This is a genomic window from Bacteroides sp. L10-4, from assembly GCF_013373675.1.
In the GTDB taxonomy this organism is placed as follows: domain Bacteria; phylum Bacteroidota; class Bacteroidia; order Bacteroidales; family Bacteroidaceae; genus Bacteroides; species Bacteroides muris.
Window position 1 is genome coordinate 35,784 of the sequence record NZ_JABXJH010000004.1, and the last position, 13,893, is coordinate 49,676.

The 13,893-nt window shown below is 49.5% G+C and carries 11 protein-coding genes; 6 read left to right on the plus strand and 5 right to left on the minus strand.

Annotation, left to right across the window (positions count from 1 at the left end; translation table 11 throughout):
* Positions 1 to 8: 8 nt before the first annotated feature.
* Complete coding sequence (locus HU824_RS02485) at positions 9 to 1,022, minus strand: M28 family peptidase (RefSeq protein ID WP_176467980.1); 1,014 nt, start codon at positions 1,020 to 1,022, stop codon at positions 9 to 11.
* Complete coding sequence (locus HU824_RS02490; RefSeq protein WP_176467981.1) at positions 1,019 to 1,957, minus strand: LD-carboxypeptidase; 939 nt, start codon at positions 1,955 to 1,957, stop codon at positions 1,019 to 1,021. Before HU824_RS02490 ends, HU824_RS02485 begins: the two co-directional genes overlap by 4 nt.
* 229 nt (positions 1,958 to 2,186) lie before the next feature.
* Between HU824_RS02490 and HU824_RS02495 the strand changes: the two genes are divergently transcribed.
* Positions 2,187 to 3,101: a phosphate acyltransferase gene (locus HU824_RS02495; RefSeq protein ID WP_176467982.1), complete on the plus strand. Its 915-nt coding sequence runs from the start codon at positions 2,187 to 2,189 to the stop codon at positions 3,099 to 3,101.
* A gap of 64 nt (positions 3,102 to 3,165) precedes the next feature.
* A complete protein-coding gene (gene buk / locus HU824_RS02500) occupies positions 3,166 to 4,248 on the plus strand; it encodes a butyrate kinase (protein WP_136008857.1) in 1,083 nt (360 codons plus the stop codon).
* A 159-nt stretch (positions 4,249 to 4,407) separates the two neighbouring features.
* Here buk and HU824_RS02505 read toward each other — a convergent pair whose 3' ends face one another.
* From HU824_RS02505 to HU824_RS02515, 3 genes are all read right to left on the minus strand, one after another.
* Positions 4,408 to 5,010 (minus strand): lysine exporter LysO family protein, encoded by a 603-nt coding sequence (locus tag HU824_RS02505; protein WP_176467983.1) that lies wholly within the window; start codon positions 5,008 to 5,010, stop codon positions 4,408 to 4,410.
* Complete coding sequence (locus HU824_RS02510) at positions 5,007 to 5,285, minus strand: LysO family transporter (RefSeq protein WP_136008859.1); 279 nt, start codon at positions 5,283 to 5,285, stop codon at positions 5,007 to 5,009. Before HU824_RS02510 ends, HU824_RS02505 begins: the two co-directional genes overlap by 4 nt.
* A 165-nt stretch (positions 5,286 to 5,450) precedes the next feature.
* Complete coding sequence (locus HU824_RS02515) at positions 5,451 to 5,591, minus strand: hypothetical protein (protein WP_168354253.1); 141 nt, start codon at positions 5,589 to 5,591, stop codon at positions 5,451 to 5,453.
* 159 nt (positions 5,592 to 5,750) lie between these two features.
* Here HU824_RS02515 and HU824_RS02520 point away from each other — a divergent pair, with 159 nt between their 5' ends.
* The 4 genes from HU824_RS02520 to HU824_RS02535 all read left to right on the plus strand — a co-directional run bounded on the left by HU824_RS02520 (position 5,751) and on the right by HU824_RS02535 (position 13,873).
* A complete protein-coding gene (locus HU824_RS02520; RefSeq protein ID WP_176467984.1) occupies positions 5,751 to 6,353 on the plus strand; it encodes a ribonuclease HII in 603 nt (200 codons plus the stop codon).
* 377 nt (positions 6,354 to 6,730) lie between these two features.
* Positions 6,731 to 10,072, plus strand: a complete 3,342-nt coding sequence (locus tag HU824_RS02525; protein WP_255260445.1) for a TonB-dependent receptor — start codon at positions 6,731 to 6,733, stop codon at positions 10,070 to 10,072.
* 25 nt (positions 10,073 to 10,097) lie between these two features.
* Complete coding sequence (locus HU824_RS02530; protein ID WP_176467985.1) at positions 10,098 to 12,227, plus strand: RagB/SusD family nutrient uptake outer membrane protein; 2,130 nt, start codon at positions 10,098 to 10,100, stop codon at positions 12,225 to 12,227.
* Between the two features lie 113 nt (positions 12,228 to 12,340).
* The gene (locus tag HU824_RS02535; protein WP_176467986.1) at positions 12,341 to 13,873 is read left to right on the plus strand and encodes an arylsulfatase; all 1,533 of its coding nucleotides are present in this window, start codon (positions 12,341 to 12,343) and stop codon (positions 13,871 to 13,873) included.
* Positions 13,874 to 13,893: the final 20 nt, after the last annotated feature.

The following is a 13,893-nucleotide window of genomic DNA, read 5'->3' on the forward strand; positions in this document are numbered from 1 at the left end:
TTACTGGTTTATTTCTCATTGTAGATGACTTCCAGCAAGGTCTGTCCCACGGCGTTGAGAGTGCCCTTGTCGATGATGTCCATATTGTCGTCCGTTGTGTGCCAGAATTCACCGAAGCCGGTGTCGCAGTTCGGGTCATAGTTAATGATGTCCACGCAGGGAATCTGCCGCAGGTTGTATACATACATGTGGTCGTCTGTCACTTCGGTACCTTTTTCTTTGGGGAAGAAGTTGCCGAAGCCCAGTCGGTGGGCTGTGTTCCATATCTTGTTCACGTACTTGCCGGCGGTTCTTTGAGAGAACTGTTCCTTGTAGAAGGTGGCGTTCTTGCCGCCCACCATGTCGAGCAGAATGCCGTAGCGGGCGTTATAGCCGTCTACGTGGGGTACTCGTCCCCAATACTGCGAGCCCAGGCACCAAGTGTCGTTCTTGTATGCACCTTGATAGAAGTAGGGGATGCCATAGTCTTCGGCGTCAAAGAAGATGATGTCGATGCCGATGGCTGGAGCCTGCTGTTGCAGTTGGCGGGCTACTTCGAGCAATACGCCTGCACCGCTGGCGCCATCGTTCACACCCAGGATGGGGCTGTGATGCTTCGTCTTGTCGGCATCCTGGTCGGCATAAGGGCGGCTGTCCCAATGGGCACAGAGCAGTACACGTTTTTTGCTTTCCGGATTATAGGCGCCGATAATGTTGCGTGCCTTCAGGATAGTGTTGTCGTAAGCCACCAGGTCGGCATGCTGGTTGTATACCTTGGCGCCGAATTCCTCCAGCTTCTTGGCAAGGAATTCTCCGCAGGCTTTGTGGGCGGCGGTGTTGGGCACGCGCGGACCAAAATCCGCTTGGGCCTGTATGTATTGGTATGCACTGTCTGCACTGAACTTGGGCACTCGGACAGTCGCTTTGGGCGTATCGCCCTCACTGTCATTATCGGCTGCATGCTTGCTGCTCTTGTTGCTGCATGCTACTATTGCTATAATCAGCAAAGGCAGCAACGGGATAAATGTATAATTCCGTTTCATTCTCTTTCTGTATTAAAACTTAGTTTCACTTCTTTCTTTCCAACTTCCAATGTCACTGCAGCACCGTTTATCAGCGGCAGGTTTCTGCTGACATGACCGACGGGAAAACCGAAAGACACCGGATAATCGTATTCCTTCATCAAATCGGCCAATGCGCCATACAGGTCTTTTCCCAGCGATTTGTCTTCTCTGTATTCGGTGAATTGCCCGATGATGAGGCCTGAAAGCTTTTCGAGGACACCGCCCAGTTTGAGATTATACATCATGCGTTCCACCGCATGCGGGCGTTCTCCCACATCCTCGATAAAGAGGATGGTGCCTTCGGCCGGAATATCGTAGGGGGTGCCGCGCAGCCCGTAGAACACCGACAGATTGCCGCCGCGCAACACACCTTTTGCCTCTCCCTTACGGTTCAGCTTATGCCTCGGGCAGACGTAGCTGAATGTTCTTATTCCTCCAAACGACCGACCGAACAGCATATCCTTCAGTGCCAGCGTGCAGAAGTCGTTTTCGGGTTCTACTGTGAGATGACGCGCCATGGGGGCGTGCAACGACGCGAAGCCATTCTGCTGGAACAGATTATGGAGGGCGGTGATGTCACTGAATCCGACGAGCCATTTGGGATGCTGCCTGAACTTGGTAAAATCCAGTTTGCCTATCAGATGTACGGCTCCGTAACCGCCCCGGCTGCAGAATATGACTTTGGCTTCTTCATCGTCCATGGCTTCCTGCAGGTCTTCAAGGCGTTGCCGGATGCTTCCTGCATATGTTCCGTTGGAACTTCCCGCATGCTTTGCGAATACGACTTCCAGCCCCCAGAACTTCAAACGTTTGCAGGCGCCTTTCAGGAAAGATTTGTCAATCTTGCTGGAAGGGGAGAGAATAATGGCACGGTCACCTTCCTGCAGAAACGGAGGGAAAATAAGACTACCCATATTATATTATCAATCTATTTGGGGCAAAAGTACACAATTCACCACAGATATCACAGATTAACACGGATTTTTTAACAGAAGAGAGGGAGAGGAGAGGGGGACGTGTGCTGTTCAAATCCGTGTAATCTGCGGTGGACATATCAAAATGATATTAAACATATGAAATTTCAACGGGGCAAATGCTGTATTTCTCGACATTTTTTTAGATATTTGCTAAAAATCTAACGTTATGGAACCGATACGGAACTTTGCCCAGTTAACAGCCCACCTGAAAACCTTGAATAAGAGGAAACGCATTGCAGTAGTCTGTGCCAATGACCCTAATACAGAGTATGCCATATCTCGTGCCCTGGAGGAGGGGATTGCGGAATTTCTGATGATTGGCGATTCTGCCATATTGGAAAAATATCCCACCCTGAAGAAATATCCTCAATATGTCAGCACTTTGCATATAGAAGATCCCGATGAGGCGGCACGTGAGGCGGTGCGTATCGTACGCGAGGGTGGAGCGGACATCCTGATGAAAGGCATCATCAATACCGACAATCTGCTTCGTGCCATTCTGGACAAGGAGCATGGTTTGTTGCCCAAAGGAAAGATTCTGACCCATCTGGCCGTGATGCAGATACCCACTTACGATAAACTGCTCTTTTTCTCCGATGCTGCGGTCATTCCCCGCCCTACGCTGCAACAGCGCATTGAAATGATTTGGTATGCCATCCATGCCTGCCGCCATTTCGGGATAGAGCAACCACGCATCGCACTGATTCATTGCACGGAGAAGGTCAGCACCAAATTCCCCCATTCATTGGACTATGTCAACATTGTGGAACTGGCAGAAGCCGGCGAGTTCGGCAATGTCATTATCGACGGTCCGCTGGATGTAAAGACGTCATGTGAAAAGACGAGCGGTAACATCAAAGGCATTGTATCACCGATTGACGGGGAGGCGGATGTGCTGATTTTTCCAAACATCGAATCGGGAAATGCTTTTTATAAGGCCGTATCTCTGTTTTCTCATGCCGATATGGCCGGGTTGCTGCAAGGCCCCTCATGCCCGGTGGTATTACCGTCGCGCAGCGATTCTGGTTTGTCCAAGTATTACAGCATTGCCATGGCCTGCCTGACCAGCGGGACGGAATAGCCTTGATTGTAACTCGTAATTTGTAGTTTGTAAATTGTAACTCGTAAATCGTAAATCGTAATCAATGAAGATACTGGCAGTAAATCCCGGTTCCACCTCGACAAAAATAGCTGTCTATGAGGATGAAACTTCCCGTTTGGTACTCAACATCCGGCATTCGGTGGAGGAGCTTTCCCGATTTCCCCGCATCATCGACCAGTTCGAATTTCGCAAGAACTTGGTGCTGGAAGCGCTGGAGGCCAATGACATTCCCTTTAAGTTCGATGCCATCGTCGGCCGTGGGGGATTGTTGAAACCCATTCCCGGCGGTGTGTATGCCGTGAACGATGCCATGTTGGACGATATGCTCCACGCCATGCGTACCCACGCCTGCAACTTAGGTTGTCTGATAGCCCACGAACTTGCCGCCATGCTGCCCGGCTGCCCCTCTTTCATAGCCGATCCCGGCGTGGTGGACGAACTGGACGATGTGGCACGCATCACCGGTTCGCCTCTGATGCCCAGCATCACCATCTGGCACGCCTTGAACCAGCGAGCCATCGCCCGGCGCTATGCTGCCGAGCGTAGTGCCCTGCAGCCCGAAGCTCCCGTGCATTACGAAGACCTCAATCTGATTGTCTGTCACTTGGGTGGAGGCGTTTCCGTAGGAGTCCACCGCCACGGCCGTGCGGTGGACGTGCCCAATGCCCTCGACGGTTTCGGTCCTTTTTCGCCCGAACGTGCAGGTACCCTGCCCGCCGGGCAACTGATAGACCTTTGTCACTCGGGGCGTTACACTACCGAAGAACTGAAGAAACGTATTTCCGGCAAGGCGGGACTTGCCGCCCATTTGGGTACTACCGACATTCCCGCCATAGAGAGGCGCATCGCTGAGGGAGACACCCATGCCGCTTTGGTGCTTGATGCCATGATTTACCGCATTGCCAAGGAGATAGGCGGTGCTGCTGTTGTGCTTTATGGCAAGGTGGACGCCATTCTGCTTACGGGAGGTATGGCACATTCCGAGTACATCACTTCGCGGTTGCAGGAGCGCGTGTCTTTCCTTGCTCCCGTTCACGTTTATCCCGGAGAAGACGAATTGGAAGCATTGGTACTGAATGCGCTGGGGGCTTTGCGCGGAGAACTTCCGATACAAGTTTACCGGTAATAGTCATATTGCTTTTGTTCTCTTTAGCGGAACAGTTTGCATTATTGGCAGGATTTAGTGATATAAAAATGGCTCTTGCCGGAGACTGGTATCTGACTTGTCATAGTCCGGTGTCTATCGCCTCAGAGTCCGGTCTCTGTCAAAAGAGGGCAAAAAAAACTATATCGAGCAGAACAGTGTGACTAGGAACGGAACGCTGAAATCCACCACAAACCCGTGGAAGATGGAGACTACGACAAACTTCTCTCCGGCTGTCCGTGTGATGATGGGCAGCGTAGTGTCCATTGTCGTGGCTCCTCCGGCAGAGATAGGGGCGAGGTTTCCGAACCAGCGCACCAGCAGCGGTGCGGCAAGCAGTGTCAGTATTTCGCGGCCGATGTTGGCCAGCAAGGCGATGGTTCCCAGTTCGGCTCCCTTATACTCGGTGATGAAGATACTGGAGAGCGAATAGTAGGCAAAGCCCGAGCCCACGGCCAGGCAATCCGTCACGGAACGGTGCGTCAGGATGAGGCTGACGGCGGCAGAACCTGCCAGCGTGCCCAATATCGTCATGACAGGCAGAAACACCAGTCGCGGATTGAGCGAGCGGAAGTTCTTCAGCGTCTGCGGGTCGTTGCCCACGCTCAGCCCTACGCTGAACATCAGTGCACACAGTGCATAATAACTGATATTGGTCTCGGCAATATCAAAAGGTATCAGATGGCTGACTCCGCAAAGCGTGCCCAGCACGAAGACCCCCACTATGATAAGACTCCCTTTCATGCCTGGCCTCCTTTCCTTTTATACAACACCCTCCACAGCGCCCACGCAGCAATGACACTTCCCAGAGTCCCCCCCAGGGTGAGTGCCACGGCTTCGTAGCCTATGGTGTGCAGCCCCTTGATAATCTGTTCGTTGCTTCCCACCTCTATGCCGAGGATGAAGAGCAGCAGCCAGATGAACAGCGTGATGATCTGATGGATTTTCTTTAAGTTACGGTTCCGTAAGAGGTAGCCCAGCAGCATTCCCGTGAGCATTAGTCCGATGATTGTAAACATATCTATGCCGTTTTTTAGGGGCAAAGATAGTACAAACTATTTTTGTTTATGCAAAGATAAAGCTTTCAAAGTGAACAAGGCGGCATTTGCCTTGGGTGTTTATAGCAGAGAGAAAGAATTATTCTGCCGATTCTTCTACTACACCGTTCAGAGCAGGGTTGGCATTCACGTTTCCCACAACGGAATGGAGAAGCAGTTATGCTTTCCTTCTACAAATCTCCGCTTGCCCGATGCTTCGGCCGGCCTGCCCCAACGGCACAGATTGAAGTTACCCGGCCATTGTTCGGCCTGACAGTAGAGAATCATGGCTTTTGCACGGGGGCGTTCGGTTTGTCTTCGGAAGACAAGGCGGAGGCTTGGGCTGCATAGTAGGAGGCTTGTTTCTGCAAATTTAATTAATTCTTTCCGGAAGCCTTATTTCCCTCCAAAAAGATTTATCTTTGTGTCTCAAAGATAGCGATATATATGTTATTACCTTATTTGAATAAAGACTTGATTGAGGTGGGATGCGATGAGGCCGGTCGCGGCTGCCTGGCAGGGGCGGTCTATGCCGCTGCCGTTATTCTGCCAAAGAATTTTAAGAATGAACTTCTGAATGACTCCAAACAACTGACTGAAAAGCAACGCTATGCCTTGCGTGAAGTGATTGAGAAAGAGGCACTGGCATGGGCGGTGGGTGTCGTCTCTCCTGAAGAGATTGACAAAATCAATATTCTCAATGCCTCCTTTCTTGCTATGCACCGTGCTGTTGACCAACTGAATGTCCGTCCGCAACATCTGCTGATAGACGGCAACCGCTTTAAAAAATATCGGGACTTGCCGCATACTACCGTAGTCAAAGGAGACGGGAAGTACCTTTCCATCGCTGCGGCTTCCATCTTGGCAAAGACCTATCGTGATGACTACATGAATCGTCTCCACGAAGAGTATCCGTATTATGACTGGAATCATAACAAGGGCTATCCCACCAGGAAGCATCGCGCCGCCATTGCCGAACACGGAACAACCCCTTACCACCGTATGACGTTCAATCTGCTGGGTGACGGGCAGTTGTCGCTGAATTTCTGAATAAGGCTCCGGCAGCTTTAGCTGGAGATATGTGCTTCTCCACATCACGGCATATCAGTGCTGCAGGGAAGCAGGATACGTGTATAAATCTGTCGGAAGGCAGTGAGGGCAGAATCGGATAGAAAGCCTTATAATGTGATATTAAAAGGCTTATAGTATGATATTGAAAGGCTTTTAATGACATATCACTATGAGGATGATGTTGACAGAGACGCTAGAGGAATGTGGATTATTAAAAAAATATTAGAACATGTCTTAGATACTTAATATAATTAACTATATTTGCACACCGTTATGATATAAATATATAACTAATGCTAAAAATAGAAAAATTGTATTCTAACGGATGAGGATTGTTTAATTAAAAAATCTAAGGTATGAGAAAAAAATTGAGTAAGCCGGGGCAATATTGTGCTTCATTTGCTTTGATGGCTCTCTTTTTGTTGATGGGAAATGCGGCTTCAGCGGCCTTGCCCACGCAGAAAGGTAATGTTCATGATGAGGACAAGGCAGGGAATCCTGTTGCACATGTCCTTCAACAATCGGGAAAGCATATTGTAAAAGGTGTTGTAGTGGACAAAATGCAAGAAACTGTTATTGGCGCTTCTGTCGTTGTACCCAATACTACGATAGGATGTATTACAAATATTGACGGGGAATTTGCATTGGAGGTTGACCAATTGCCTGTCACATTGCAGATTACATATATAGGATATAAGACCATTACTGTGAAGGTGGCAGACGGAAACCTGGTAAGGGTAGTGATGGAGGAAGATTCCAAGCAGCTGGAAGAGGTTGTCGTAGTGGGTTATGGTACTCAGAAGAAAGCGAATCTTTCCGGTTCTGTCTCTACGGTGAAAATGGATGAAGTGTTGGGTAGCCGTCCGCAGCCTAATACGGCAGCCGCCCTTCAGGGAGCCATTCCCGGTTTGACCATCACCAGTGGCAGCAATACACCCGGACAAACAGGAAAGAGTATCCAGATTCGCGGTACGGCTACTTTCTCCGGAAAGAATGACGGAACTACCGGACTTGCGCCATTGGTTTTGATTGACAACGTTCCCGGTGATATTGATACGCTGAATCCTGAGGACATTGAGTCGGTTACGGTATTGAAAGATGCGTCATCGTCGGCCATTTACGGTGCCCGTGCGGCGGCAGGTGTGGTACTTATCACTACGAAGCGTCCCAACAAGGAAGAGAAAGTGTCTGTGACTTACAACAATAATTTCGGTTTTGTAAATGCTGTCAATACTCCCAAGCAAGTGGGACTGGAAACGTTTCTTCCTATCTATAAAGAGACATTGGGCAATACGTTTGCCGGTGGAAACAACCAGAATATTGATTCCTGGATGGAATACCTGAACACATATAAGACCAACCCTTCGGCATTGTCCGGCTTGGGTACGTTCTACGAAGATACCGGCATCCTGGTTGCTAAAGAGGATGGCAAGCGCTACTATCTGAAGCAGGAAAATCTGTATGACCGCATGATGGAAACCGGTTTCTCGCAAACCCATAACTTTACGGTGAGCGGCGCGACAGACCGTATCCGTTTCCGCATGTCGGGCAATCGCTACACGGAAAACGGTCCGCTGAAAGGCGATAAGGATTATTATACGCGTATGACTTTCAATGGCATGGTTTCTGCAGACATCACCAAATGGTATACGCAAGAGGCTACCGTCAACTATTCGCAACAGAAGCGTGACTATCTGAACGATGAGAGCGGTTTTATGTACTCGCTCCGTCTTCACAACTTCCTCCCCGACGGCATTGACCCGAACGGCAACATCATCAAGACTCCTCTTGCCGTTATACAGAACAGTAACTCCCGGCATACCACGATTGATACGCCCCGTTTCTTCTTCAAATCCATTGTTCGTCCATTGAAGGGATTGGAAGCTGTGTTTGAATATACATACCAGAAACAAGCGACTCACTACGATTACTACTCCGGCAAATGGAAAGCTGCGGATATACAAGAAGCTGTCTCTACCATGCCTTCGGGAGAGGATTATTACGTGGCACGTTATTTCTACAACGCACGCAACGCTTACAACGCCTATGCCACTTATAAGTATAATCTGCTCCAAGACCATAATTTCTCGCTCATGGCAGGTTTTTCGCAGGAAGACTATGATTATAAGTACTATAACACCAATGCAGAGACGCAGGCCTTGCCCGATATCCCCTCGATGAGCAATGCGCAAGGGAAGGTCGTTACTTCTGACGACTATCAGAGCTATGCCATTCGCAGCGGTTTCTTCCGTTTCAATTATGACTATAGAGGAAAATACCTGCTGGAGGTGAACGGGCGTTACGATGGTTCGTCCAAGTTCCCGAAGGATTCCCGTTTCGCTTTCTTCCCCTCGTTCTCGGCTGCATGGAACCTGGCAGAGGAAAACTTCATGGCGCCTACCCGCAACATTGTAGACCAAATCAAGCCGCGTGTGTCTTATGGTGCCATCGGTAACCAGAACTCTGCCGGTTATTACGATTACATTGCCACCATGGCTCTGAATACCCAGTCCAACGTATGGCTCAACGGCAATGACGAAGGTTATATGACAATTATCGGTGCGCCCGGTCTGATTAGCTCCAGTTTTACTTGGGAGACTATTACCACTACCAATGTCGGACTTGACTTTGCCTTGTTCAACAACCGTTTGACTGGTAGTTTCGAGTGGTATCAGCGTGAAACGAAAGATATCCTTTCCCAGAGCGTTGCCCTGCCCGGTGTGTTGGGTGCCACTGCTCCTAAGCAGAATGTAGGCGCGATGCGTACGCGCGGTTGGGAACTCCAGTTGACATGGCGTGGAAACATTGGCAAGAAGGTGGGATATAATATCGGTTTCAACTTGTGGGACTACAAGTCGAAGATTACTTCGCTGAACTTCAATGAAGACAAGAGCCTCAGCTATCTGTATGAGGGTAAGAACGTTGGTGAAATCTGGGGATATCTCTATGATGGTTTCTATACGGTAGATGATTTTGAAGATACTGCCAACTGGAAGCTGAAAGAAGGCGTGACAACCTTGAACGGCTCCCAACCGCGCCCGGGTGACTATAAGTTCAAGAACTTGCGTGACGGTGATAACCGCGAAGACGATATCAATGAAATCAACAACGGTAATAATACGCTTGCCAAGCCGGGTGATATGACCGTTATCGGTAATACGACACCCCGCTTCCAGTATGGTCTCAACCTGGGCGTGAATTATGCCGGTTTCGACTTGAGTGTAATGTTGCAGGGAGTAGGTAAGCGCGATTACTTCAACAATGGTCAGTTGTTCTATACTTTCATGTCGAACGATGTGGCGTTCTCTCCGATATTCGAAGGCACCACCGATTACTGGACTCCGCTGAGTATGGATTCTTCCGATCCCAACTACATGGTTGCCGCCAATCCGAATGCCAAGTTGCCTCGTATTTGGGGAAGTTCTACCTCGGCCGTAGCCAATGCCGGCTCCAACCGCCGCACCAATGACCACATGCTGAGCAGTGCCGCTTATATGCGCATCAAGAATGTGACTTTATCTTATTCATTCCCGAAACAATGGTTGAACAAGTTTCAAGTTAAGCAGTTGCGCCTGTTTGTAAGTGCCGAGAATCTGGCCACTTTCACTTCGTTGCCAAGCGGAATAGATCCTGAAACCCTTGAATGGGGCTATCCGCTCTATCGTACGGTTTCTTTTGGTGCGAACATTTCATTCTAAGTCATTACTTTAAAAATATCCGTATATGAAAAAAATATTGCAAACATTGACAATAGCGGTAACACTGGGGCTGACCGGATGTAACGACTCTTATCTGGAGAGGCTCCCGACAACGGAAGTGACCGAGGCTACTGCCTTTACTTCATTTACCACCTGCTCCAATTATCTGACCAATCTCTATCAAATGTTCAGCGGAGGCTATACCTCGTTTCAGGGACCTGCTATGGTATCCGGTGCTTTGGGAACCTCTACCCGTGACATTTACTCGGGCATCCTGACCAATTATGGTTCCGGAGTGGGAAACATCCCCAACTCGTATGCCAACCAGACAGTGACTATTCCTACAAGCGATGGAACTTACAGCAATCCTTATACCTGGATACGCTGGGCAAACATTATGTTGGAACATATCAATGAACCTTCTTGTACCGACCAAGAGCGTTTGCACCTCGAGGCTGTGGCCCGTTTCTTCCGTGCATACGCTCACTATTCGCTCTTGATAAACTATGGAGATGCCATTTATGTAGACCATCTGCTTTCCGATGCGTCGGAGGAACTGACGAAATCGCGTGATTCGCGCTTGTATGTGGCAGACCAAATCTATAAGGAACTGGACTGGTGCATCAAGAACGTGCAAGACCAACTGGCCGAACCCAATATGCTGAACAGTGATGTGATGAAGGCATTCATGTCGCGCTTCACGCTTTTCGAAGGCACGTGGCGCAAGTATCATAACGTAAATGAGACGGAATGCTCTTCTAAAGGCTACATTACAGGAGCAGAACTGTTGCAAGCCTGTGCCACGGTTTCCAAAGAACTGATTACCAAACACCCGAATCTCTATAAAGGCAACTCGCAGGATGTTCATCCGGGCAAGGGCTGGGGAGAAATGTGGACTACGGAAGATTTGCAGGGTGTTCCCGGTGTGCTGCTCTATGTCAAGTATGTGGAAAACTACAAGATGCACCGCTTGGGGCACTTTGAGCACATCGGTTCGGCAAGCCTTGAGATGCCGCAATCCACGGTAGACCTTTACCTGACAAAAGAAGGATTGCCCATCCACAACCGTAACGTGAAGCATTATGACTATAATCCGGTGAGCAAGTCATATACCGAAGGAGCCGATTACGACTATGCCAATTGTAACGTATATCGCACCTTCCGCATGCGTGACCCGCGTATGTGGCAGACGGTTATGCCGCCTTATCATATCATCGGAGGTGGAGATGCGAACACTTACAGAATGGATGAGTCTTGTGACGGAATCTGGATGGAATACCTCAACCAATTTGCTCCGCGCGGCATCTATAATGCGGCAGAGGGCACATACCGGATTCCGAATTGGGCAAGCGGCTACCATCTGACTCCGTATCACAAAGCACTGCCTTCCAGCAACTGGGCGGGCAACTATTTGAGGAATGTGCCTACTGTGCAGACGAGTAATTTCCAGAATAATGAGTCTGCCGCTGCAGGCATCCAGTTGATATATTCCGGAAGTGGTTTCCAACGTGGAAAGAGCGGCTACTTCGTATGGAAACATCATGCTTCTTGGGACAAGCAGGATCAGAACCATCCGATGGAGGTGTCGGACAAGCCGGTTTTCAAAATAGAGGAAGTGATGCTCAACTATGCGGAGGTGATGTTTGAATTGGGAAAATTTGACCAGTCGGTGGCCGACCTTACAATCAACAAGCTGCGCGACCGTGCGGAAGTAGGCTTGATGCGCGTCAGTGAAATCGGTTCTGACTTCGATCCGGACCGTGACCCGTCGGTAGAACCCGTATTGTGGGAAATCCGTCGTGAACGTCTGATTGAATTGATGGGTGAAAGCTTCTCCTGGGAAGACGTACGCCGTTGGAAGAAAGCCGATTATTTTGTCAATAAGCAACACTATGGAGTTTATCTGGACAACGTTACAGGCACATTCAATAACAATAAAGCTACCACGGGAGGTACCGGTATCCTGAATCCCGATACCAAAAAGGAAGCATCGGATGCGGAATTGGCTGCCATGGGCAATTGCGGCCACCTTTACTACTATCTCGACCCCGTATCGGCAGGCAAGGGATGGCTTGACAAATATTACTTGCGTCCTATCCCTTCGGATGAATTGTTGCTGAACGACAATCTGGAACAGCAGGAAGCATGGAAATAATAGCCTGACAATCCGAATGAAGAAGGTCCGTCGTTGACAAATCAAGGTTCAAGGGCGGGCCTTTTTGCTTACGCGAAGAAGAACTGTATTGTTACATTAAAATAGAATATGCAATGGAAAATAAACGTTTTTGGTTGTTGACCGGCGGGGTGGCGCTTTCTACCTTAGGGATTTATGCGCAGAAAGTGAATGAGAAGCCCAACATTATCTATATCATGTGTGATGACATGGGATATGGCGACTTGGGTTGTTATGGGCAGAAATACATCCGGACTCCCCATCTGGACCGGATGGCAAGTGAGGGCATGCTCTTTACGCAGGCCTATGCAGGCAGTCCTGTCAGTGCACCGTCGCGGGCTTCGTTCATGACCGGACAACACTCGGGACATTGCGAAGTGCGCGGCAACAAGGAGTATTGGAGGAATGCGCCGAAAGTGGCTTATGGTGAAAATCAAGAATTCTCCCTCGTGGGACAGCATCCTTACGACCCGGAGCATGTCGTCTTGCCCGAAATCATGAAGGACTATGGATATACCACGGGCATGTTCGGCAAGTGGGCGGGTGGTTATGAAGGTTCCGTGTCTACCCCCGACAAGCGGGGCATTGACGAGTACTACGGATATATCTGCCAGTTTCAGGCACATCTCTATTACCCCAACTTTCTGAACCGTTACAGTCGTTCGGCGGGCGATACGGCGGTGACGCGTGTCATTTTGGAAGAGAACATCAAGTACCCCATGTATGGGAAAGACTACTTCAAGCGTCCGCAATATTCTGCCGACATGATTCATCAGGAGGCTTTAAAGTGGCTGGACGCCCAGGATGGAAAACAGCCTTTCTTCGGCATCTTTACTTACACGCTGCCGCATGCCGAACTGGCGCAGCCGGAAGACTCCATACTGGAAGGTTACAAGCAGAAGTTCTTCGTAGATAAGACATGGGGTGGACAAGAGGGGTCGCGCTACAACCCTTCCGTACATACGCATGCACAGTTTGCAGGTATGATTACCCGTCTGGACCACTATGTGGGCGAGGTGCTCGCCAAGCTGAAAGAGAAGGGGCTGGATGAGAATACCATCGTGATTTTCACCAGCGACAACGGACCTCATGAAGAAGGAGGAGCCGATCCCACGTTCTTCGGGCGAGACGGGAAACTGCGCGGGCTGAAGCGGCAATGCTACGAAGGCGGTATCCGTGTGCCTTTCATTGTGCGTTGGCCGGGCAAGGTGGCTGCCGGAAGCGTCAGTGACCATCAGTGTGCGTTCTACGACTTGATGCCGACCTTCTGCGAACTGGCGGGAGTGAAGGACTATGTCAAGAAATATCGTAACAAAAAGAAAAAAGAGACTGATTACTTTGACGGCATCTCTTTTGTTCCTACGTTGCTGGGGCGTGACAATCAGGTGAAGCACGACTTTCTCTATTGGGAGTTCAACGAGACCGATCAGATAGGCGTCCGCATGGGCGACTGGAAGATGGTGGTAAAGAAAGGAAAGCCGTTTCTCTATAATCTGGCAACCGATATTCATGAAGATAATGACGTAGCTGCCGGGCATCCGGACATCGTGGCGCAGATGAAAGAAATTATCCGTGCACAGCACACCCCGAATCCGTATTTCTTCGTTACCTTACCTGATTTCGATTGAGAAGCTGTTCTTGAAAGCGT